Raw genomic sequence first — 23,274 nt, 5'->3', positions numbered from 1 at the left:
TAAAAGGCACTACGATTTTCAAGACATGCACAACCATGAAAGGGTTTTCAAACGTCCACTGGCCATTCGCCAAGCACCTGCTAGCGTTGTTCTGGCCGACCCATAATGGATGCATGACCATCATGAAATCATTGCCTCGCGTTACCTTGTTGTGTGCCGCTTTGCTCGCTGTAGCCGCGTGCTCCAGCAACCGCGTGGACCCGAAGGATTATTCCGGCTTCCTCAAGGACTACAGTCGCCTGCAGGAAGCCAAAAGCCCAACTGGTGCACCGGTGATGCGCTGGATCGACCCCAAAGTCAATGTCAACCAGTACACGCAGGTCTTCATCGAGCCCAGCCAGTTCTACCCCAAGCCACAAGCCACAGCGGTCATTTCCCAACAGACGCTGGCTGAAATCACTCGCTACTTCAACGATGCCTTGCGCCGTGAAATGGGCAGCGTGCTGACCCTGGCCAAGGCGCCCGGCCCGGGCACCATCGTGGTACGCCCGGCGATCACCGCGGTAGCTACCAGCAATGAAAGCCTCAAACCTTACGAATTCATCCCGATCGCGCTGATTTCGGCGGGCGTCAACACCGCGATGGGCGGCCGCGACCAGGAAGTGGATGTCGGCGTCGAAGCGGCCTTCCTCGATGGCGCCAACCAGAAGGTACTGGCCCAGGTGGTGCGCAAGGGCACCGGCAAAGAGCTGGAGAACGACAAGACCAAGCTGACCCTGAACGATGTCAAACCCGTGCTCGACGGCTGGGCCAAAGACATGCGTGCCAGCTTCCTCACCCTCAAGAACAAGAGCAAGTAACACAAAGCCGCTCCGCTCGTCGGAGATAATGCAAAAACGCCATCACTGCCAGGCAGCCCTGCTTTACTCAAGCGGGCTGCCAGGCAGGCGGCACCGCAGACCAGGGACTGGTTGCACAAGCTGGCCGACAACGGCCGCTCGCTCCGGGCAAGCAACACCGCCGCCCGGCTCCCTCATCTCCCCGCCTTTTCCGCCCACCTTCGCAGCTGTGTAACGGTCATTCATTCATCGAATGCAACGGAGGCAATCATGTCTGATTCACTGCTCGCACCTTCGGTAGGCCTGTTCCCGGTGTCCTACCAGATCGGCAACAACGCCGCCGGCGCCCCGCGCCTGCAACTGGACCTGCTGGTCTATACCCCGGACCGTAGCCTTAACGGCGCGGCCCAGATCACCCAGGCCATCAACCCACCGCTGGACCTGCACCTGGACGTCTGGGGCAGCTACACCTACCTCACCGTACAGCCACCGAGCGAAGGCAGGATCCTGATCACCGCCCAGGGCAACCAGGGTGGGCCGCATGCCAACTCACCGGTGCAGTTCAAATTCAGGGCACTGCTCGACCCAAGCTGGCAGCACGGCGTGGCCGACTACGAGTACTACAATGGCCAGCGCTGGGTGAACGTGGATAACGTCCCGGTCACGCTGGAAGGCCAGCGCATCCAGCAGCTGGCCAACGTCGACCTGCACAGCGAACTGCACAACGCCACCCTTGAGGCCGCCATCGCCAACGGCGATCTCGCGCACCTCAAGCAGCTGGCCACCGGCGGCCTCGATCAGGCCCTCGCAGCGACCAAGTCCCCGGCCACCAAGGCCGCCAAGAAAGCCTGAGTAGACAAGGAGAGACACCATGGCAATCGGACTGTTCCATGTTCGCCTGAACGTCAGCAACGGCTTGGTCGGCGCCCCGACGTTGACCCTCGACCTGCTGGTCAACACCGTGACCAAGAAGGTCTCCGGCAAGGCTCGCGCCAGCCAGGCCACCTACCCGTCGCAGCCATTCCAGGCCAACGTGTGGGGTGACTACAGCGAGCTGCAATTCGCGCCGGCCGGCGCGCCGTCGATCGTCCTGAGCCTGGACGGCAGCCCCAGCGGCCCGCTCAGCCAGATCGCACAGACCTTCCATCTGCACGGTCTGCTGGAAACCGGTTGGAACAATGGCTCGGCCAGCTACCGGTACTTCAGCAACGGCCACTGGGTCGACCAGCACGGGCGAGTGCGCAAGGCGCCGGATGTGACCCACCAGGGCCGTCCGCAATTGACGCAGCGGCTGAAGGCTGCCGTCAGCCAGCTGGAAAGCGTGTAACCCGCAAGCAGCGTTCGCCGGCAAGGCCACTTGCCGGCGCAACGCCGATCAACACTCGACGAACGCTACCGCCAGGCCACCGCGCGACGTCTCCTTGTAGTTGGCATGCATATCGGCGCCGGTATCGCGCATGGTGCGGATGACACGGTCAAGCGAGATGAAGTGCTCGCCATCACCGCGCAACGCCATCTGCACGGCATTGATCGCCTTCACCGCCGCGATCGCATTGCGCTCGATGCACGGCACCTGGACCAGCCCGCCGACCGGGTCACAGGTCAGCCCGAGGTTATGCTCCAGGGCGATTTCGGCGGCGTTTTCCAGTTGTGGCGGTGTGGCGCCCAACACTTCGGCCAAGCCCGCAGCAGCCATCGAGCAGGCCGAGCCAACCTCGCCCTGGCAACCGACCTCAGCCCCCGAGATCGATGCATTCTTCTTGCACAGGATGCCGACTGCGGCAGCGGCCAGCAGAAACGCCACCACATCGTCGTCACAGGCGCTCGGGTTGAACTTCATGTAGTAATGCAACACAGCCGGGATAATGCCCGCGGCGCCATTGGTGGGCGCTGTGACCATGCGCCCGCCGGCGGCATTTTCTTCGTTGACCGCCAGGGCAAACAAGTTGACCCACTCCATGGCGCTCAAGGTCGAACCGATCACGTTGGGCTGCCCGGCCTCCTGCAGGCTGCGGTGCAACCGTGCGGCACGTCGCTTGACGTTGAGCCCGCCGGGCAGGACGCCTTCGTTGCGTAGGCCGTTGTCGACACAGTCGCGCATCGCCGCCCAGATCCGCAACAGGCCTTCGCGCACCTCGGCTTCTGGCCGCCAGGCGCACTCGTTGGCCAGCATCAGTTGGCCAACGCTCAGGTTGCTGGCCTTGCACAGGGCCAGCAGTTCGGCGCCGCTGGAAAACTCGTACGGCAGGTGAACGGTATTGGCCTCGGCCTGCGGTGCATCGATCTCGCTCTGCTCGACGATGAAGCCGCCGCCGATGGAATAGTAGGTCTGCTGCAACAGGCAGCCCTGCCCGCCCAAAGCCTCAAGGGTCATGGCATTGGGGTGATAAGGCAGGCTTTCGTCCAGCAACAGCATGTCGCGGGCGTACTGGAACGTCAGCGGATGGCTGCCATCGAGCATCAGGCACTGCTCCTGCAGCAACTGGTTGATGCGCGGTTCGATGGAGGCCGGGTCGATGCGGTCCGGCCACTGGCCCATCAGGCCGAGCAGGCAGGCGCGATCAGTGGCATGGCCTACCCCGGTGGCGGAAAGCGAACCGTACAGCCGCACTTCGATGCGCTGCACCTGCGCCAGCAGGCCTTGCTCGCGCAACGCCTGGGCAAAACTCGCCGCCGCCCGCATCGGGCCTACGGTGTGGGAGCTGGACGGGCCGATGCCAATCTTGAAAAGGTCGAAAACACTGATAGCCATGCTAATGCCTGACCGTGTCGGCGCTGAATGCTGCCGCACGGTTATCTGAGAAAATTGAACGGTATTGCCAATTTGCGCGATACTGCCGCGCTCGCTGGCAGATGACCAACGAAACTTTCTAAGCAAGGCTTTAGCAGGGCTAAACAATGCGACGGCAACTCAATGGCCAGATGTTCGTCTGGCTGCATGTCTTCTCTTGTGCGGCGCGGCACCTGTCGTTCACCCGCTGCGCCGAAGAGCTGCACATCACCCCCGGTGCGGTCAGCCAGCAGATGCGCCAGCTCGAAGAACGCTTGGGCTACAAACTGTTCCTGCGCCGGGCGCGCGGTGTGGAGCTGAGCGCCGAGGGCCAGCGCCTGGCACAGACGGTCACCGAGGCCTATGGCAGCATCGAGGCCGAACTAGTGCGTCTGGATGCCGGGGAAATCCGCGGCACCTTGCGCCTGCGCTCGATCCCTTCGTTTCTGGCCAAGTGGCTCACCCCCCGGCTGCCGCGCTTCCAGCAGCGCTACCCGGACATCGAACTGCGCCTGGTCGCCGAAGACAGCGCCCAGGCCTTGCACCCCGGCGACTTCGACCTGGCCATCGACCTCAACGACGGCAGTTACCCCGGCATGCTGTCGACCCCGTTGCTGGACGAACAGATCTTCCCGGTCTGTTCACCCACGCTGCTGCGCGGCCGCCCACCGCTGCATGGCCCGGCAGACCTGATGCATTACCCGTTGCTGCACGACATCACCGCCTGGCGCGGCAGTTCGGAATACGCGGAATGGGAATTCTACCTGGAAGGTATCGGCGCCAGCGGGCTGGATGTGCGCCGCGGCCATACCTTCAACCGCAACCACCTGACCATCGAAGCGGCGATCGCCGGCATCGGCGTGGCCATTGCGCGGCGCACACTGCTCAATGACGAGCTTGAGCGCGGCGCACTGATCGTGCCGTTCGGCCACCCCATCGCCAACCACAAGCGCTACATGGTGCACTACCCGCCAGGCGGGTTGAATCAGCCAGGCGCCCGTGCGGTGCATGACTGGCTGGTGGAAGAAGCCCAAGGTTTCCGTACTTTGCACTCACTGGTGCTACCCGCCTGATCACTCGGCGGCGATGTGCTTGATGTCGAAGTTGAACGACGGCACATAGCCGGTGCCGAGCAGATGCGGGCATTGCGAGGTCTTGAAGTCATCGCTGAGCAAGTCCTGCGTGCTGTCATAGCCCGGCATCGATATCCCGGTCATGTTCAGCAACGTATGCGGTAGCGAGGCGATGCTGACCTGCTGATCTTCCCTGGCCTTCAACTTCTGCAGTTTGCCCGACTGCGCCGGCGAGAGGTTGCCGCTGGACCAGACAAACGCCGACGTCGCCAGGTCATACTCGTTGCCTATGCCATGGCCCAACAGTTGCCGGCTGTCATCCAGCAGGTTCTCGCCGTGGTCCGACGAGTAGACCAGCAGCGCTTTCTTCTGGCTGACCGTCAGTTGCTGCATGATCGAGGACAGTAGCCAATCGGTATACAGCACCGAGTTGTCGTAATCGGCGGTGATCCGGTCTTTCTGGCTACCGCTGGCAGGCTTGAACTGGGCGAAGTCGCTTGGGAAACGCCGCGCGTATTCGAAGTGGCTGCCCTTGATATGAATGAATATCGCCTGCCGGTGCCCATTGGCCTTGCCCAGCACGCTCTGTAACACCGGTATCAGCGATCCGTCATAGCTGCGTTCCAGGTACTGGCGGTATTGAGCTTCAGCGGCAATCTGCGGAATGATCCCACCAAAGCTGTCGACCTCCTGTGAGGACAGCCAGTAGGTGTCGTAGCCGGCCGCGCGCAAGATCCCTACCAGCGATTTGTTCGACGCAATCAGGTCCCAGTCACGGATCGGTTCCAGGCTGAGCAGCGAAGGCACGGCGACCGAGGTGTAGGGCGCGGTCGTGCACATGCGGTTGAACTTGAACAGCCCAGGTTGCTGATCGAGGTGGGGGGTGGTCCTGTTCTGGTAGCCGTACAACGACCAGTTGTGCGGGCGCGAAGACTCGCCGATCACGAACACCAGGGCATCGATATCGGCCTGGTCGGAGATGCTGGTGATCTTCACCTCTGACGCCAGGCGCTGTTTGATGTACCCCTTGGACTCCACATACAAGGTCGCCGTCAGGCCGATCTGCGAAAGGTAACCGACGGGCGTGCTCTGGTCTTTCGCCACCAGGTCGAGCACTGCCCCTTTACTCAGCGAGTTGGCCTTGACGGTCTTGTAGAAGTAAGCCCCATAGCCCAGCAGCAAGCCGCCTAGCGCCAGCACAAGAATTGCTTTGTTGCGGTACAGCCGACGGCCACGTAATCCGGCCAGCCCCACCCCGTAGCACAATACGAACACAGCCAGAATGCCGGCGATCGAGCGCCAGTAGGTGGCGAAGAAATCCGTCGCTTCCTTGTAATTGGTCAAGGCAATGAACAGGTAGGCCGCCGTCAGGCGCGAACCGAAGTTCAGCACGACGAACAGATCGATGCTCGCCAACAAGTAGAAGGGCAACAGCAGCAAATGCACCTTGAATTGATTGGCGGATGCGAAACGGATTGCCAGCAGCCACAAAAATGAAATGGCAAAGGTGTACAAGACCAGTAAGTCGATCTTCGCGCATTGGCAATCCGCCAACAGCCTGGCCAGCAGCGGCGAAAACAGAAACGCCCATAACACCAGCGAGGGCCACTCGGCTTTCAACAGCCTGGCGGCACCTGCCCCACCCGCTGACAAGAGGCTCATGCCCCCTCCCCCTTACGCCAAGCCGGATTCCGGCGTCAGTAAGCCTGCTTGCCGGTGAAGGCATTGAGCGTTCGCACCAGGATCACGAAGTCGAGCCACAACGACCAGTTGTTGATGTACTCGATGTCCGAATTGACCCGCTGGATCATCTGCTCGATGTCCTTGGTTTCACCCCGATAGCCACGCACTTGCGCAAGGCCGGTCATGCCGGGCTTGATGTTGTGGCGGGCGAAGTAATCGACGATGTCCTGGGAGTACAGGGTGTCGTGCTGCAAGGCATGAGGACGCGGGCCGACCAGCGACATGTCGCCGGTCAGTACGTTGAACAGCTGCGGCAGCTCATCGAGGCTGGTGCGCCGAATGAATGCGCCAACCCGGGTCAGCCGCTTGTCATTACGCTGCGCCTGCTCGACCACGCCGTTTTCCGGCTGATGCACGTGCATGCTGCGGAATTTCCAGATGCGGAACGACTCCCCGGTCCAACCCGTGCGGTCCTGGCGGAAGAACACCGGCCCCGGGCTGTCGAACTTGATGATCAATGCGACCGCCAGCAACACCGGCGATGCGCACAGCAGGATGAGCGCGGCCAGCACGCGGTCCTCAAGGTTCTTCAGGAACAGGCTGGTCCCGGTCAGCGGCGTTTCCGACAGGGTCAGCACCGGAATCCCGGCAATTTCACGCACGCTGTGGTTGATCAGGCGCAACGAGAAGATGTCCGGCACCCAATTGACCGCGATGCACTTGTCGAGCAGCTTGAGGTACACATCCTGAATGACTGCGGAACCGCCAAGGGGCGTTACCAGGTACACCGTGCGAATGCCATGTTGGGCAATGATCTCGTCCAGATCGGCGATGCTGCCCAACACCGGCAGGCGCTGCTTTGCATCTTGTTGCGCCTCACGCTCCGAGTCCTCTTCCTGATCGACCCAGATGCAGCCCATCACCCGCTCACCGAACCACGGGTTGTTGCTGATCTTTTGATACAGGAAGTTGGCCAGGTCGCCATTGCCGATGATTAACGCGTTATCCAGCCGCGCGTGGGCGGTGAAGCGCTTCTGCAACTCGCGCATGGCCACGTGCAGGAACAACTGCACGATATAGCCGATGACAAACAGTTGCACGACCAGCAGGCGGGAATAGGTTTCGCTCTGCTTGGTCAGGAAGGCGATGACCACCAGGAAACAGAATGTCGCCGACCAGGCCTTGAACAGCCGGAAGGCCTTTACCGAAAGCCCTACATTGCTGCGATAGATGGCGTAGTGGTCATAAATGACCGCCAGCGCACCGATCAGCAGAAGGAGCATGATCACGTAGTCCGAGGTGATGTAGCCGAACTGGTCGTATATCAGATACCACGCCACACCGGTGACGGCAATCCCGTCAAGGCCCGCTTGAATGGCGTTGCTGACGCTGCTTCTACGCTGGAGCAATGACCGGCTGCTTCTGGGTTCGAACACCATCGTAAGGCCTCACTGATCTGTGTGTGGCAAATGCCTGACCATCACGACGAAGCGATGGAAACTCACCTCAGCTACCTGAAAAACCTTTGAAATTCTGCAGCACGGCGCCCCGTGTCGATTGATATCACTGTAGCAGCACCCGACGTTTGCTGCGGAGCCGTTCGACCACCCCGACAGGCAGCATTCAGCTTCATCGCTAAGCCCGATGCGCAGGCGCCCTGGCATAGAGCAGCGCACGCAACAGGAACAACGGATTACCAATCACATAGCGCGTAAACAGGCGCTTCGGCTCTTTGAGCAACCTGAAAACCCACTCACCGTTCAACCGCCGTACCCAGAGGGGGGCTCGCGTTACCTTGCCACCCAGAAAGTCGACAATGGCGCCGCCGCACACGATCAGGCAGGGGCCGTCGAGCGCCGCCAGCCGAGCGGCCACCTGCTCCTGTTTGGGCATTCCCATGCCCAGCACGATCAGCGCTGGCTGGTGAGCCTGGGCGAGGCCGAAGTAGGTGTCCACCTCGGCAAAGCCATCGTGCCGTGACACCACGTGCACGCCATACTGCGCTTCGCAGCGCTGAGCGGCCGCGGACAGGAACGGCTCGCACGTCCCCCAGAATGCCACGCGCCTGCCGTTGAAGGCCGCAAGCAGCTTGGGGATGAAGTCCGTGCCGTTCATGTTGAGCCCGGGGGCCAGCCCCAGGCGCCGCAGCAATATCGCCATGCCGGCACCGTCACGCAGCAGCACGTCCGCTGCCGCCAGTGCCTGACAGTAATCGGCCTTGCCCGCGACCAGGTTCATGGCATGGGCGTTGACGAAGCCCAGCACGGTTGCCCGCTGTGGTGAACTCAGCGACGCCAGCAGGCGTTGTTCGTCGGTTGCATCCTGAACCAGACGCAGCTTGCCCATGACCGACTTCCAGCGTTGCAGCCAGGCCCATGCTTCCATCAGCTGTCATCCCGCTTCGAACGCACCCAGTCCACCTGGCGCTTGAGTAGAAACCCCAGGTACAGGGGGATCTTTTTGGCCGCATAGAACGGCGTGTACATCAGTACCGCAAACGGGATCAGCTCCCGTGCAAAGCGCACCCACGCCAGCATGACAGCAGCGCCGAGCAGGCCCAACGCCAGCGTGGCAAGCAGCGCTGGCAACAGCACATCGAATACCCCGAACGCCAGCCAGGTGAGTGCAAAAAGCGCCATCAGCAGCATTGACAACAAGGCCAGCGGCGGCACCAGCAGGTCGGCGGCCATGCCCAACAGCGGCCAGTTGCGTTGCAACAGCGCGCGGCCCAGAAGCCTTGGCCCCTCGGCCAGCACCACCCCCAGGTGACCATGCTCCCAACGCTTGCGCTGGATGCTCAGGCCTTCCTGGCTGGTGGGGAAGTGGCTGTTGACGACAGCCTCCGGGCAAAACAGCGGCGGCTTGCCAAGCGCAGCACACTCCAGGCCCAGCTTCAGGTCTTCGACCAGGTGCCCGGTTGCCAGGTTGACGGCCGACACGTCTTGCCAGGCAAAGGCCATGCCCGCCCCCATCAACTGACAGGGCAAGCCCGCCCGGGCCCAACCACGCGGGCGGACCAGGTTCTTCACTCGCCAGGCAAAGGCGGCGACCTGCACCTTCAACCCGGCGCCGGCAGGCGCATGCATCAGATACAGCGCTTGCGCGGGCCGGGCGTTGTCGCCACAACAGTGCGCCAAGTGCTCGAGCGCACCCGCGCCTACCTGGCAGTCTGCGTCGATGATGATCAGTACCTCAGGGGGCGACTGGCGCAGATGCTGCACCCCGAAGTCCAATGCATAGCCCTTGCCTCGAAGCTGTTGATCCTGGCGCTCGACCACGTGCGCGCCCGCTTCGCGGGCCAGGCTTGCGGTCTGGTCCGTGCAGTTGTCCGCGACCACCAGCAGCTGGTCGCCTTCACGCAATTGCGGCCTGATGCTGGCAAGCGTGGACGCGATCAGCGATGCCTCGTTGTGCGCGGGCACCAGCACGGCAACCCGTGCACGAGGACCTTGCCGGGCGCCTCGCACAGGCGCAGGCAGGCAGGCCAGCACCACCTGGGTAAACAGCACCAGCGTCGGCAACAAGACCAGCAGCGCCGCCAGGCCCAACAACCCGCTCAACAGGGTCAGCATGTCGGCACCTTGAAATGGCCGACCAGCCTGGCGGCTTCAGTATCGATGTCGTGGCGCTTGAGCACGCGCTGGTAGGCAGCCTCGCCCATGCGCTGCAGAACCTCCACCGGTTGCTGCAGGCAGTCGAGCATGGCCTCGGTCAACGCCTCGGCGGAACCTGCCGGGAACAACCAGCCGTTATCACCCGGGTGGACCAGTTCGGGAATACCGGCCACGTAGGTGGTAAGCACTGGCCGGCGCAACGCCATGGCCTCCATGATCACCACCGGCAAGCCCTCGGCAAAACTGGGCAGCACCAGGGCACGCGCGGCGAGGAGTTCGTCCCGCACCTGTGCACTGCTGATCCAGCCGGTGATGCGCACTTGCGCCTGCAAGCCATGGCGGGCGATAAGCGCCTCAATCGGGCCACGCAATTCACCATCGCCGGCCAAGACCAGTTCGAAGGCCACGCCCCGGCTCGCCAGGCTACGCGCCGCCTCGATCAGCAGCAGCTGGCCTTTCTGCTCGCACAGACGTCCCACGCAAACCAGCCGAGGCGCAGCGGGCGGTGCAAGCGCGGTGCCCTCGTGGAAACTGCGCTCCAGGCCACAATGCACGACCTTGACCTTGCCCCAATGCTCATGGGCCACCCAGCGGTACAACTGGCTACGACCGAAAGAGCTGACGGCAGCCACGAAAGCGGCCCGCCGCACCTTCTCACCCAGGTGCAGGATCTGCGCCTTGTCGAATTCTTCCGGCCCATGCACGGTGAAGCTGTAGGCCGGCCCGCCAAGGGCATTGGCCAGCATCACCACCTCGGTCGAGTTGGTGCCGAAGTGCGCGTGCACATGCTCCGCAGCGGAGGCCTGCAGCCATTGCACCACCCGGCACGCTTCGGCCAGGTAGATCAGGTGGTAGGGCCATGGGCGATCAGCGCGCCAGCCCAGGCGAAGCGCCAGGCGCAGGGCACCAAGAAACCGTTTGGGTTGTGCCCGCACGATTTCTGCCAACGGTTTCAGCAAGCCCCTCACCCCCTGCTGCAGCACATAGCGCGTCTTGCCGCGTTCTGCCAGGTCCTGGTCATCGTGCAGCTCGGCATCCCAGCCTCGCAAGGCAATACGTTGCACTTCAATGCCCTGGCGCTCCAGTGCCAGTATTTCACGGCGGATGAAACTGTGACTGACCTTGGGATACTGATTGATGAAATAAGCGATGCGCATAGTGCCCCGAATCTGTGTCCGTTTACTGAATGGCCAGGCTTGCCGTGCCATGCTGCACAGGGCTGCCGGCCAAGGCCGCCTGTATCTGGCCGAACGCGTCATCCAGCAACGCATGGCGCCTGCGGTACATGGCCCGTTTCTTCGCTGCGACTTCCTCTACCGCGCGCTGCGCAGGTGCCAAGGGGATGGTGAAAAAGTCCTCGCGGTCCGAAGGACCGGCGCCGTTTTCCTGCCAGATCACATCGTAGTTGGCCGCCAGATCCTGATGCTTGTCGGTGCCAAAATAGGGATGGCGATGGTGGCGGTAATCGTCCCCCACCGCATAGATACACACGGCCCCCAGCGTTCTTGCTACGCACTTGATCGCTTCGATCAACAGGCTTCTGGGGCGCAAGCCTTCGAAGTCCTTGGTCAGGTCGCGGTAGATCGTCAGCGAGGTCTCGCTGTCCACGCCCTTGTGGATGCCCTGCACTGCGCCGATATACAGGCACAAGCCCTGCGCTTCACGGCATAGGGTAAAGGCGAGCGAGGCCACGCGCAGTTCGCGCTGGAACAGGTTGATCACCAGCTCACCTTCGCGCTTGAACCAGATCGGCCGGTCGAGCACCAGGCTGCAGCCGCTGGAGTACGCCGACAGGTCGCACAGCTGCCGGTGCTCGTCACGCCGCAACAGCAGCAACGGGGCACAGTGTGCAGCGACCACTTCATAGTGCGACGCCACCGCTTCCAGACGCTGCGGGGCGCTCCAGCATTTGCTGATGTAAGGCCACTGAACGACGCCAATGCAATCGACGCCCAGCCGCTCGAAGCGGTCCTGGCCCAGTGCCCGTGACATGCGCTGGGCAAAGGCCTGCAAGCCGGACCACTCCCGGGCCATGGATACCGTCAACTTGTACTTGTTGTTGAGCGCGCGCAGCGAATAACCGGGCTGTAAGGTGAGCACACTCTTGGCCAGCGATCTGAACGTCATCGTCATGTCATTTGTACTCGATCAGCAGCGCCTTGCCGGCCGCATACCTGTTCAGCAGGAACTTCGCCTGGCCGAGCATTTCCGGGAACTTGCCCAGCACCAGAAACACCGCCTGCCACCAGTTTTCCCGCGCCGAACGCTCGCCCCGGCGGGCCAGGCGCACGATCTGCAGCGGATAGATCAGCAACAACAACAGCCCCCAACCGCCCGTCAACAGGCTCATGGCGAGTATCGCCAGCGGCAGGTTCAGGCCCCATAACCAGGCGCGCCGTGACTCACGCAACCAATGGCGCTCCGGCGTCTGGCCATGCAGGTAAGCACCTTCGGCGTAGGCATAGCCGGCACGTAGACTGCGCCGCCACCATTGCCCGAAACGGGTCATGGCGGCATCGTGGAGGGTCATTTCATCGGGCAGGCGCCAGATCTTCCAGCCTCCTGCACGCAAGCGCACGCACAGCTCCGGCTCTTCGCCGGCAATTAGTTCCGGGCGAAAACCGGACACCGCCATGAAGGCGTCGACACGCATCAGCGCATCGCCCCCGCAGGCTTTGGCCTCCCCCACTGGCGTGTCCCATTCCAGGTCGCACAGCAGGTTGTACACCGAGCGTTGCGGGAAGCGTTCACGGCGACGCCCGCACACCACTGCCACGTCCGGGTGCTGGTCGAGAAACGCCTGGGCCTTGCCCAGCCAGTTGGCATCTACTTCACAATCGCCATCGACAAACTGCACATGACGGATACAGGGCACGATGCCTTGCAGGCAGGCAAAGCCTTCGTTGCGCGCTCGTGCAGCGGTAAAGGGCTGGGTCATGTCCAGCGCCACCACTTCGACGCCCAGCCGATGCGCCAGCTGTACCGAGCCGTCGGAGGAGCCGGAGTCCACGTACACCAGTTGGTCCGCACGCCCCATCAGCGACAATAGGCAGCGCTCCAGGCGCTGGCCCTCATTGCGGCCGATCACCACCACTCCAATGCCTGTCGCCATGAGCTCACTCGTCCGCTTTGGGCTAGGTCACGTGTACTGCATCGCATCGCTGTGCTTGCGCGCCTTGATGGTTGCGGGCACTCCCACTGCCAGGCAGTTGTCCGGCACATCGATCAGCACTACCGCGTTAGAGCCTATCGTCACGTTGTTACCGATGCGTATATTGCCCAGTACCTTGGCGCCGGCGCCGATATCCACGTTGTTGCCGAACACCGGGGCGATGGGTTCGTCGACATTCTTCAGGCCCACCACCACGCCGTTACGGATCCGGCAGTCATCGCCAAAACGCGCATAGCCGCTGATGACGATGCCGCCGAAGTGGTCAATGACGAAGTTGCGGCCGATCACCACCTCGCAGGGCAGTTCGACCCCGGTGATGATCTGCACGAACTTGAACAGCACCTTGTAGACGAAGGAGCACACTTTGCGCAGCAAGGCCGGGCGTACGCCATAACGCCAGCGGCCAAAGCGGTAGACCAGCAGCACCCAGAACCCCTGGGCGCCCCAATCACCCCCATGCGCGCGCAAGTCTGCACGGATGTTATCGAACATGTTTTCACCTACCGTGTGGGTTGGCTGGCAAACTGGGTCTTGAACAACAGTGACCAGGTGGCGCGGGCGTGCCGCCAGCACGCCTTGATCGCAGCCAGGCCGCGGCCCTTGAGCAATGCCTTGAGCGCCAGCACCAAGTCGCCCAGGCTCACCAGCAGCATGTGCAGGGCCAGCCCCGCCGCGCCGTGATGCTTGCGGAAATACAACAGTTCGCTCTCGATCTGATAACCGGATATCTGCCGGCTCGCCGCTTCCAGTTCGGCCACCGATTTGGAGCTTTCGCCACCGATGTGCACCACGGTGGTGTCGGGGAAGTACACCACTTTCCAGCCGGCGGCCTTCACCCGCTTGCAGTGGTCCACCTCCTCGTAATAAAGGAAGTAGCGCGGGTCGAACAGGCCCACCTGGTCGAGCACTTCACGGCGCACCAGGTAGAAGCAACCGGGCAGCCAGTCGCACTCACGCACCGAGGCGTGGTCCCAGTCCATTTCATCGACCATCTTCAGCCCCGGGAAGAAACGCCCAAGCCCGGTGCGCCCGACGAATACGTTCAAAGGGGTCGGGAAATAGCGGCAACTCGGCTGCAGGTCGCCATCCCGACCCACCAGGCGCACACCAAGAATGCCGCACTCCGGGTGAGCTTCCATGTAGTCGATGGTTTTCTGCAGGCTGTCGGCAGCCACGAAGGCGTCGGTGTTGAGCAGCAGCGCGTACTTGCCTTGCAGGTGCGCCAGCAGCTGATTGTTGGCGCGGCCAAAACCGACGTTGAGCTTGTTGCTCAGCAGCAGCGCTTCAGGGCAGACCTTGGCCAGGCGCTCCACGGAGTCGTCAACCGAGGCATTGTCCACCACCAGGTAGCTGGCCAACGCCTCACCACCTGCGGCGCGCAGTGCATCGAACATCGGCTGCAGCAACGCCGCGGTGTTGAAGTTGACCACCATCACATCGACAGGCTTCTTATCCATTGCTGCCGTCCCCGAAGAAGAAGCGACGCCGGTGCATCGCCAAGGTTGACTCCAGTGCCGGGTCAAAGGAGCCTTTGCGTTGCTTGATCAGGTCTATCCAGGGGTAGGCATTGCAACGCTCTTCGACCCGCTTGATCAGGTCTTCAGTGGTGCAGATGAACTTGGCCGGGTTACCGCCGACCACCGTCCCTGGGGCCACGTCCTTGGTCACCACGGCACCGGCAGCCACCACCGAATCAGGCCCGATGGTCACCCGCGGCATGACGATCGCGCCATGGCCGACGAAACTGTTGTCCCTGACATCGATGACACCGACCGAGTCCAACTTCTTGCCATAGCAGAGTTCGATCAGCGCGACTACGCCGTCGTGGCCAAGCAGCGTGCAATCGGACAAGCCGACATTGTTGCCGATGCGCACCAGCGCCGGGTCGGTGACGTTGCAGCCGACATTCATGTGAAAATTCTTGCCCACGGAATAGAACTTGCCCCATCGGTACTGGAATTCGCCCCACTGCCTCGGTGTCGGTTTGCAAAGTTTCAGGTAGGCCGTGACGCCTTTCCCGGTCGAGTTGGCATAATTCGCCACTGCATTGCGTATCCATCCAAACATATGGCAAGCCTCGCAAATCAAGCGATCCTGGACTGTCCCTGAGGCACGCAAGGTCTCGTTCTTGTAGGTGCTGACCCTGTTGCACTCAACCCTTTCACACCACTACTTCAGTTCTGCCGGTTCAGGCCGCCGCTCCCTTTATGGTGCTCATCTTCTCGTTGAGGTGGTCGGCCAGCCTCAAGGCGAACTGCAGCAGTGGCATGGTCGGGTTCGAGGCCCCGCCGGTAGCAAAGACACTGCTGCCGGCGACATAGAGGTTTTCGGTGCCGAACACCTTGCAGTTGGTATCTACCACCCCGTCCTTCGCGGCGGCCGCCATCCGCGTGGTGCCCATGTGATGCGCATGCGGCGACAACACCAGCGGCAGGCTGGTGTCGTAGACGTAATCGCTGAGTTTGATGAAACCCAGGCCCATTTCGGCGAACTGCTTGGCCAGTTCGTTGCCGATGCACTTGATGGTGTGCCGGTCATCGGCGCTCAATACCCAGTTGACATTGACCTTGGCCACACCCAGTTCGTCCTTTTCATCCAGCAGCGAGATACGGCTCTGAACGTTGGGGAACTGCTCGATCAGCGTGGTGATCACGCCATCGCCCGGGCAGCTGAACTTGGCCACGAACTCGATCTTGCTGGCAACGCCCATTTCGCAGGCCAGGTTTTCCAGAAAGTGCTTCACTTCCGCCGTACGGCCATAGGTCCTCACATCTTCGAGTACCGACGCCAGTACATTGCCCTTGCCGGCGCGGTATTCGGCGACGAAGGCATCGGTGGTGAAGTATTGACGCGGCTCGGTATCCTCTCCGCTGCGCAGGATGAACTTGCCCATGTCGATATTCAGGTGCTCCATGAAGCACCGGCCGACCAGGCCGTCCTTGCGCACGATGCCCGCGGCCGCCAACGACTGGCTGTTGAGCAGCTGCCTGGCGTTTTCAATGGCGCCCATGGCCAGGACGTAGTTGCGCGCGGTGACCGGCTGACGCTTGCCGTCGTAATCGGACACCTCAATAGCTTTCAAGTGGCCGTTGGCCTGATCGAACAGGAGGTCGACGCAGTTGCAGTTGATGAACACATCCAGCCCCGGCGTGTCGTCAAGCGCCGCAGCGTATTTCTGCGCAAAACGTGTTGGCGGGCTGAGCAGGAAACGGTCGGCATCGAAATCGCCACCTTTCAGGCCCGGGTTCACTGCGCGAAACTCCGCGCCCTCGGGTAGATCGACGATCTCCATGGCGCCCGGCAGATAGCGCTGGATTTCAGCGTAGGGGATCGGCCAACCGGGCATGTCGACGGGCGGTGGCACGGCAAAATCAGATTCGGTGAACGGCCGGCAACGCCCCATCCAGTGATTGGAGGTGCCGCCCAGGTAACGCAGGCGTGCTTCCCCGGGATACAGCTCGAGGCCGGTGGAGGTGCATTTGTACAGCGCCTGCGAGCGCGGCGTGTACTCGCGCGCGCCACCTTCGAGCAACGCCACGCTCCATCCCGCAGCCGCCAGGCGCAAGGCCAGCGTGATCCCCGCAGGGCCTGCACCGATGATGCAGAAGTCGTAAGCGTTACGCAGGGTCTTGTCGGTGTCGTAGTCCTTGATCATGAGCGTCCGTCCTGGAAGTACCCCACCGGCAACACCCAGCCATTGATGATGACGAAGCCGCCCTTCGGCTCTGGTTTGCGCGCCGCATTGGCGTTGGCATTGACGCAGACACCGAACACCGCTGCCCCGGCACTCAACAAGACACAATTACGTAGAAAGCCTCTCCGCCCCAGCAACGGAGTACAAAACTGCAGCTTCCCCATGATCACAGCCCCATACCGTTGATTTTCTTATGCCCCGCTCACTACCGCGGGCCTTGTCGGGCGACCATCAGGGTCAATCGAAAAAGCGCGTCGACAGCGAGGCACTGAGTGCCGCTATCGCAATCATAGGCATAACCTGCGACACGCGCCTGTGCTGGATTTTTCGCATCGCCACAACTTCAATCGACTGCATGACTTCAATCTCTGACCGAATGGCTATAACTCACTATAGTTTCATTTAGCCACGATGCTAGCCTCCATCCAGTCCACCGAGGGATAGGTGCCTACAACCCATGCCTGAACATTTAAGAGCCCTGGTCGTCATTATGCTTGTGGCCAGTGTGGTTTTCTTCATGGCCCGGCGTCCGGCAACGGACCTGATCCCCCTGGCGGACTTCAAGCGACGCCGCAACCTGTGGTTTGTGCTGACCCTGGCGGCTTTTTTCGCCCACAGCTTCTGGCTGTATGCCGGCGCCGCCACGGTGATCTTGCTGGTTGCCCAGCGCCGCGAGCACAACCCGCTGGCGCTGTTTTTCCTGTTGCTGTTCCTGATCCCGCCTGCGATGACCGAAATACCCGGTTTTGGCGTGATCAACTACCTGTTCGACATCAACCACCAACGCGTCCTGACCCTGTGCGTACTGCTGCCGGCGGCGCTGGTGCTGCGCAAGCACAGCGACAGCATTCGCTTCGGCCGCCTGCTGCCCGACAAGCTGCTGCTGGCCAGCCTGGTGCTGACCAGCGCACTGGCGCTGCGCGAAACCACTGTCACCGACACACTGCGCCAGGTGCTTAGCCTGTACATCGATGTGTTCCTGCCCTATTACGTGGCCAGCCGTGGCTTGCGCGAACTCAGTGACTTCAAGGACGCCATGCTCGCGTTCGTCCTGGTGGGCTTTCTCCTGGCGCTGCTCGGGGTTGCCGAGTACGTACGTAACTGGCTGCTGTACAACGCCCTGCTCGATGCCTTGGGCCTGCAATGGGACATGAAAGCCTACCTGAGCCGTGGTGGCTCGTTGCGTGCCAGTGTCACCACCGGGCAGGCGATCGTGCTCGGCTACGTGATGGCCGTGGCCATCGGCTTGTTCCTGTTTGTGCAGCACTTCGTGCAACGGCCTGCGCACCGCTACCTGGGTGCCCTGCTGCTGGCCGCCGGGCTGTTTGCCCCGCTCTCGCGCGGTCCGTGGATCGGCGCCGGGGTGATCGTGGTGGTGTTCATCGCGCTGGGCAGGCGCGCCGTATCGCGCCTGGCGTTGCTGGCCCTGGCCGGGGTGCTGAGCATACCGCTGCTGAGCGTCATGCCCGGTGGCGACAAGATACTCGACCTGCTGCCCTTCATCGGCAAGGTGGACACAGAGAACATCACCTACCGCCAACGCCTGCTCGACAATTCGTGGATCGTCATCCAGCGCAACCCGCTGTTCGGCTCCTTCGACTACCGCAGCACCCCGGAAATGCAATCGATGATCCAGGGCGAAGGCATCATCGACATCGTCAACACCTACGTCGGCCTGGCCTTGCGCATCGGCCTGGTGGGGCTGGGGCTGTTCCTTGGCTTTTTCGCCTGCATCCTGCTGGGTATCCACCGGGCAATGCGCGCGATCAGCGACAACGCTGACCCGTATCGCCTGCTGGGGCGGGTGTTGCTGGCAACCTTGCTGGGGATACTGGTCACCATTTTCACCGTCAGCAGCATCACGGTAATCCCTATCGTGTACTGGTCGATTGCCGGGCTCAGCGTCGCCTACATCCAGATGATGCGCCGACAGGCCGCTGAAGAAACCAGCCAGGTGACCACCATCAGCCTTCAACCGAGGTAGTTCGATGCCCAGCCTTGCCCTGCGTACATGGACTCGCACATCGCTACTGGTCGGCCTGCTGGCATTGCCACTGGGCGCCTGGGCATCCGAGTGGGTCGTGCGTGTCGACGAACAGAACGGCCTGCCCACACTGACCCGCGGCGGTGGGCCGGCCTTCGTGCCCAGCTTCGACTTCTGGGGCGCGGACTGGGGCTGGACCGGGTTCTATCCTGCGCTCAAGGTCGTTGGACCCTACCGTTACACACTGACCGGCAGCAACAAGGAGCTGGACTTCGACCTGAAGGCCGACATCCAGAAATCCCAGGCACAGACCCTCACCTGGGACTTCGATCTGCAGGCGCACAGCAGGCAGAGCAACGTGATGGGGGGCGGTATCGTCTGGCGCTTCGATCCGACTTTGATTGCCGGGGAAATGGGCGACCCGGTGCTGTTGCCAGATAACCGCGGCTGGTCATGGGGCAAGAACCCCCAAGGGCCCCACGTCGAAATGCGCTTCGACCCACCGTTGGCCAAGGTCTATTTCGAACGCGGCAACACCGACCAGGTGCGCACCTTCTTCTACACCGACCCGATCAAGCCTGGGCAACAGCAGATCAAGGCACAGCTGAGCGTGACCGGGGATATCACCATCGGCCAGACCGCCACTGAACGCTTTGGCATGACCGACCCCACGACGTGGCCGGATGACCAGCTCGACTGGCGCACTTCACCGGTTGACCTGTCCTTCCTCAATGCGCCGGAAAAACCGGCCGGCAAACGCGGCTTCGTCAAGTCCGATGGCGAGCAGCTGGTGTTTGCCGACGGCACCCCAGTACGCTTCTGGGGTACCAACCTGTCGGCCTATGCGCTGTTCCGTACTCCCGACGAGGAAATCAAACTACAGGCCAAGCGCCTGTCGGCCCTGGGCTTCAATCTTGTTCGCCTGCACCACCACGACTCCCCGTGGGTGACACCTAACATCTTTGGCGACCTGCAGCAGATCAAGGACACCCAGCAGCTCAGCGCCGAGTCGCTGAAGAAGATCGACCTGTGGATCAAGAGCCTCAAGGACGAAGGTATCTACGTTTGGCTCGACCTGCATGTGTCGCGGCCAGTCACGGCGGCTGACAACATCTATGGCTTCGACGAGCTGCCCAAGGACCATGCTGTCGCCGGCCTCAAGGGCTACCTGTTCGTCAACGACACCATGCAACAGGCCTTGAAGCGCTTTGCCGAGCAGTACCTGACCCACGTCAACAGCTACACCGGGCTCGCCTACAAGGACGACCCGGTGATTGCCGCCGTGCTGATCACCAACGAGAACGATGTCACCCATCACTTCGGCAACGCACTGCTGCCCGACAAGAATGTCCCCAAGCACAGCCGCCTCTACATGGAGCAGGCCAAGGCCTTCGCCCAGCGCCACGACCTGCCGGCGGACAAGACCTGGCGCGCCTGGGAACACGGCCCGTCGAAGCTGTTCCTCAACGACCTGGAGCAGCGTTTCTATGCAGACATGATCGGCTACCTGCGCAGCACGCTAGGGGTCAAGGTGCCGATCGCCACCACCAGCACCTGGGGCCTCAATGGCCTGTCCTCGCTACCCGCATTGACGGCTGGTGATGTGGTCGACGCCCACAGCTACGGCGGCCTCGGCCAGCTGGAGAAGAATCCGCTGAGCAGCGACGGCATGATCAACTGGTTGGGCGCGGCCCAGGTGCTGGGCAAGCCGATGACCGTCACCGAGTGGAACGCCGAACCCTTCCCCCTGCCTGACCGCCACACCTTGCCACTTTACGTGGCCGGCACCGGCAGCCACCAGGGCTGGGACGCGATCATGCAATACGCCTACAGCCAGCAGGCGTTCTTCGAACCATGGCGCCGGGCCGACAACTGGAACGCCTACAACGACCCAGGGCTGATCGCCACCCTACCTGCGGCCGCCCTGCTCTATCGGCGCCAGGACGTGCACCAGGCAAAGACCCGCTATGTTTTCGCACCCACCGCGGCGACCCTGTTCAATCAGGACATCTCACCGGCCAACTCGGTGATGTTGCGCACCGCCATGGAGAAAGGTCGCCTGCAGATCGCCATGCCGCAAACTCCAGAGTTGCCATGGTTACAGGCCAGTGCAATTCCCGCAGATGCACAGGTGCTGAAAGACCCTGGGCAGTCACTGATCGATGCCAATGCCAGCGAAGCCGTAAGCGACAGCGGCGAACTGCGCCACAACTGGCAACAGGGCCTCTACACCATCGATACGCCCATGACGCAGGCCGCGACGGGCTGGCTGGGTGGCCAGTCGCTGAGCGTGGGCGACATCCAGGTCCAGCTGAAAACCGGCTATGCCAGTGTCGTGGTGCAGAGCCTCGACAGCAAGCCACTCGCCCAGTCGCGCAGCTTGCTCATTTCGCTGGGCAGCCGCGCCATCCCCAGGCCCGAGGACGTCACGCCCTTCCACGTCGAACCACTCGAAGGCAGCCTGAGCATCAAGGCACCGGCGGGCCTGAAACTCTTCAGCCGCAACAGCGACGGCAAGGAAAATGCCCTGCCTGCGAGCTACAAGGATGGGCGCTACCTGATCACGTTCGATGGCCAGCACATGGCCAACTGGCTGTTCTTGAAATAGGGCATATCGCCATCTACAGTCATTGAAGCCCTGTATTCCAGGCATTCGACGCTGCGTCTGTTCCAGGAGGATTGGATGAAGTACTTGGTTGTCGGTGGTGCAGGTTATATCGGCTCACACATGGTCAAGCACCTGCTGCGTGCCGGCCATGAGGTGGTGGTTGCGGACCTCCAGGCGCCGGCGCCCGGCATCGAGTGGGACTGCCTGGACATCGCCGACGGCCACGCGCTGGACGCCCTGTTCAGCGACTATCACTTCGATGCCGTGTTCCATTTCGCCTCGTTCATCCAGGTCGGCGAGTCGGTGGCAGACCCCGACAAGTACTACCAGAACAACGTCTGCGCAACCCTGAGCCTGTTGGAGGCAATGGTACGGGCAGGCATCAAGCGGCTGATCTTCTCCTCAAGTGCCGCCGTGTATGGCGACCCTCAGTATGTACCCATCGACGAGCAACACCCCAAGGTGCCGATCAACCCCTACGGGCGCACCAAATGGATGGTGGAACAGATGCTCGAAGATTTCGACCGGGCCTATGGCCTGCGTTCAGTGAGCTTGCGTTACTTCAACGCGGCTGGTGCTGACCCGGACGGTGAGCTGGGCGAGTGCCATGAGCCGGAAACCCACCTGATTCCATTGATCCTGCAGGCGGCCTCCGGGCGTCGCGAGGCCGTGACCGTGTTCGGCCATGACTACGACACTCCGGATGGTACTTGCATCCGAGACTATGTCCACGTTGCCGACCTGGCGTCGGCACACGCGCTGGCCGTGGACTACCTGCTGGCCAACGGCGAGACCACGGCGTTCAACCTGGGTAACGGGCTGGGGTTTTCGGTGCAGGAAGTGATCGATACTGCGCGCGCGGTGACCGGGCGGCAGATCAATGTCATCGAAGCGCCACGCCGCGCTGGCGACCCGCCCCGGCTGGTGGCAGATGCGGCAAAGGCCAGGTCGGTGCTGGGCTGGCAGCCCGCGCACACTTTACTGGATGAGATCGTGAACCATGCGTGGGCGTGGGAGTTGAAGTATCCCTGGAAGTGACAGCCAGCCCCTTGCGCGACGGCTCGACGCGAAGGGGTCACCCCTCAGTAGTACGTCCGCAGTTGCTCATCCGCCTTGTTCAACACTGCCCCCACCAGGTTCGATGAAGCCAGGTGATACAGGCAATCCTCGATGTCCTTCTTGCTGTTCATGCCGTTGGCCACCACCAGCAACACGCAGTCGAACTTCGGCAGCACGGTGATCGCGTCATCCGAACTCAGCAAGGGCGGCAAGTCGAAGATGCAGATGCGCGAGTCATAGCGGTCGCGCAGGTCGGTGATCAGGTTGTTGACCTTGGCTGACGACAGCACTTCGGTAGACATCGGTACCGGCTCTCGCGTCGGCAACACGACAAAGCGTGGCAGCGTCGGGTTGACCAGCGCCTCTTCGAGCCAGGCCTTGCCATCGAGCACGTCGTTGAGCGCCTTATCCATCGGCAAGCCGAGACTGCTGCCAACCCGTGGGCGGCGCAGGTCGAAGTCCACCAACAGGGCCGTCTTGTTGGTGTGGTGGGCGATGCTCATGGCCAGGTTGACGGCCAGCACTGTCTTGCCCGCCTCGGGGGTTGGCGAGGTAATCGCCAGCGTGCGCCAGCCATTGTCTTCCATGGCCTGCAGCACCTGGGTACGCAGCAGGTCGATCGCCCCGCTCAGGTTCGAGTTCTTGTTGAAGGAAACGATCCGGTTACGCTCCAGGTGTTCCGCATTCAGCGGCACTACCTTTGTCTGCACGTAATCGAATTGCCCAAGCTCCCCGGGCTTCTCCATGACCGAAGGCACCTGCGGCGTCTCGGGCGTGACAGGTGATACCTGGTGAATGTTCTTACCAATAGCCGGCGTACTTCTGTCCATCGCTGCGC

General features: G+C 62.1%; 21 protein-coding genes. 7 read left to right on the top strand and 14 right to left on the bottom strand.

All coding sequences use genetic code 11. The features are described from left to right. Positions 1-122: 122 nt before the first annotated feature. The 3 genes from BGP85_RS11005 (at position 123) to BGP85_RS10995 (ending at position 2,106) form a co-directional block, all read left to right on the top strand. Entirely contained in the window at positions 123-800 is a 678-nt protein-coding gene (locus BGP85_RS11005; protein WP_103448246.1) for a DUF3313 domain-containing protein, read from the top strand. Positions 801-1,049: 249 nt separating this feature from the next. Further along, positions 1,050-1,631: a DUF1842 domain-containing protein gene (locus BGP85_RS11000; protein ID WP_103447190.1), complete on the top strand. Its 582-nt coding sequence runs from the start codon at positions 1,050-1,052 to the stop codon at positions 1,629-1,631. Between the two features lie 19 nt (positions 1,632-1,650). After that, entirely contained in the window at positions 1,651-2,106 is a 456-nt protein-coding gene (locus BGP85_RS10995) for a DUF1842 domain-containing protein (protein WP_103447189.1), read from the top strand. Positions 2,107-2,154: 48 nt separating this feature from the next. Here BGP85_RS10995 and BGP85_RS10990 read toward each other — a convergent pair whose 3' ends face one another. Further along, entirely contained in the window at positions 2,155-3,531 is a 1,377-nt protein-coding gene (locus tag BGP85_RS10990; protein ID WP_103447188.1) for an L-serine ammonia-lyase, read from the bottom strand. A 146-nt stretch (positions 3,532-3,677) separates the two neighbouring features. Here BGP85_RS10990 and BGP85_RS10985 point away from each other — a divergent pair, with 146 nt between their 5' ends. Further along, positions 3,678-4,622 (top strand): LysR substrate-binding domain-containing protein, encoded by a 945-nt coding sequence (locus tag BGP85_RS10985; RefSeq protein WP_103447187.1) that lies wholly within the window; start codon positions 3,678-3,680, stop codon positions 4,620-4,622. Here the strand turns inward: BGP85_RS10985 and BGP85_RS10980 are convergent, their stop codons facing one another. The 12 genes from BGP85_RS10980 to BGP85_RS10925 all read right to left on the bottom strand — a co-directional run bounded on the left by BGP85_RS10980 (position 4,623) and on the right by BGP85_RS10925 (position 16,883). After that, positions 4,623-6,284, bottom strand: a complete 1,662-nt coding sequence (locus BGP85_RS10980) for a phosphoethanolamine transferase (protein ID WP_103447186.1) — start codon at positions 6,282-6,284, stop codon at positions 4,623-4,625. A 35-nt stretch (positions 6,285-6,319) separates the two neighbouring features. Continuing rightward, positions 6,320-7,744 carry an undecaprenyl-phosphate glucose phosphotransferase gene (locus BGP85_RS10975; RefSeq protein WP_103447185.1) on the bottom strand — a complete coding sequence of 475 codons (1,425 nt, stop codon included), beginning with the start codon at positions 7,742-7,744 and terminating at the stop codon, positions 6,320-6,322. Positions 7,745-7,940: 196 nt separating this feature from the next. Next, positions 7,941-8,690 (bottom strand): WecB/TagA/CpsF family glycosyltransferase, encoded by a 750-nt coding sequence (locus tag BGP85_RS10970; RefSeq protein ID WP_103447184.1) that lies wholly within the window; start codon positions 8,688-8,690, stop codon positions 7,941-7,943. Next, positions 8,690-9,877, bottom strand: a complete 1,188-nt coding sequence (locus BGP85_RS10965) for a glycosyltransferase family 2 protein (RefSeq protein WP_103447183.1) — start codon at positions 9,875-9,877, stop codon at positions 8,690-8,692. The genes BGP85_RS10970 and BGP85_RS10965 overlap by 1 nt, the downstream gene beginning before the upstream one ends. Next, a complete protein-coding gene (locus BGP85_RS10960; protein WP_103447182.1) occupies positions 9,871-11,076 on the bottom strand; it encodes a glycosyltransferase in 1,206 nt (401 codons plus the stop codon). The genes BGP85_RS10965 and BGP85_RS10960 overlap by 7 nt, the downstream gene beginning before the upstream one ends. A 22-nt stretch (positions 11,077-11,098) precedes the next feature. After that, on the bottom strand, positions 11,099-12,046 hold the full coding sequence (locus BGP85_RS10955) for a DUF535 family protein (protein ID WP_103447181.1): 948 nt from the start codon (positions 12,044-12,046) through the stop codon (positions 11,099-11,101). A 7-nt stretch (positions 12,047-12,053) separates the two neighbouring features. Further along, positions 12,054-13,031, bottom strand: a complete 978-nt coding sequence (locus tag BGP85_RS10950) for a glycosyltransferase family 2 protein (protein ID WP_103447180.1) — start codon at positions 13,029-13,031, stop codon at positions 12,054-12,056. A 27-nt stretch (positions 13,032-13,058) separates the two neighbouring features. Further along, positions 13,059-13,583, bottom strand: coding sequence for a serine O-acetyltransferase (locus BGP85_RS10945; RefSeq protein WP_103447179.1), 525 nt, complete (start codon positions 13,581-13,583; stop codon positions 13,059-13,061). Positions 13,584-13,591: 8 nt separating this feature from the next. Next, positions 13,592-14,548 (bottom strand): glycosyltransferase family 2 protein, encoded by a 957-nt coding sequence (locus tag BGP85_RS10940; RefSeq protein WP_103447178.1) that lies wholly within the window; start codon positions 14,546-14,548, stop codon positions 13,592-13,594. Continuing rightward, complete coding sequence (locus BGP85_RS10935) at positions 14,541-15,158, bottom strand: acyltransferase (protein WP_103447177.1); 618 nt, start codon at positions 15,156-15,158, stop codon at positions 14,541-14,543. Before BGP85_RS10935 ends, BGP85_RS10940 begins: the two co-directional genes overlap by 8 nt. Positions 15,159-15,279: 121 nt before the next feature. Beyond that, complete coding sequence (locus BGP85_RS10930; RefSeq protein WP_103447176.1) at positions 15,280-16,746, bottom strand: FAD-dependent oxidoreductase; 1,467 nt, start codon at positions 16,744-16,746, stop codon at positions 15,280-15,282. Further along, complete coding sequence (locus tag BGP85_RS10925) at positions 16,743-16,883, bottom strand: hypothetical protein (protein ID WP_258035854.1); 141 nt, start codon at positions 16,881-16,883, stop codon at positions 16,743-16,745. The genes BGP85_RS10930 and BGP85_RS10925 overlap by 4 nt, the downstream gene beginning before the upstream one ends. A gap of 359 nt (positions 16,884-17,242) precedes the next feature. Between BGP85_RS10925 and BGP85_RS10920 the strand changes: the two genes are divergently transcribed. The 3 genes from BGP85_RS10920 (at position 17,243) to galE (ending at position 22,415) form a co-directional block, all read left to right on the top strand. Next, positions 17,243-18,769: an O-antigen ligase family protein gene (locus BGP85_RS10920; RefSeq protein WP_103447174.1), complete on the top strand. Its 1,527-nt coding sequence runs from the start codon at positions 17,243-17,245 to the stop codon at positions 18,767-18,769. Between the two features lie 4 nt (positions 18,770-18,773). Continuing rightward, a complete protein-coding gene (locus tag BGP85_RS10915; RefSeq protein WP_103447173.1) occupies positions 18,774-21,377 on the top strand; it encodes a cellulase family glycosylhydrolase in 2,604 nt (867 codons plus the stop codon). A gap of 75 nt (positions 21,378-21,452) precedes the next feature. Beyond that, the gene (gene galE, locus BGP85_RS10910) at positions 21,453-22,415 is read left to right on the top strand and encodes a UDP-glucose 4-epimerase GalE (protein ID WP_103447172.1); all 963 of its coding nucleotides are present in this window, start codon (positions 21,453-21,455) and stop codon (positions 22,413-22,415) included. A gap of 44 nt (positions 22,416-22,459) precedes the next feature. Here the strand turns inward: galE and BGP85_RS10905 are convergent, their stop codons facing one another. Beyond that, positions 22,460-23,266 carry a CpsD/CapB family tyrosine-protein kinase gene (locus tag BGP85_RS10905; protein ID WP_103447171.1) on the bottom strand — a complete coding sequence of 269 codons (807 nt, stop codon included), beginning with the start codon at positions 23,264-23,266 and terminating at the stop codon, positions 22,460-22,462. Between the last annotated feature and the right edge of the window lie 8 nt (positions 23,267-23,274).

The organism is Pseudomonas putida (assembly GCF_002906855.1).
In the GTDB taxonomy this organism is placed as follows: domain Bacteria; phylum Pseudomonadota; class Gammaproteobacteria; order Pseudomonadales; family Pseudomonadaceae; genus Aquipseudomonas; species Aquipseudomonas putida_N.
Note: the sequence above shows the minus strand (reverse complement) of the source record. Positions and strands in the feature narration are given on the sequence as shown.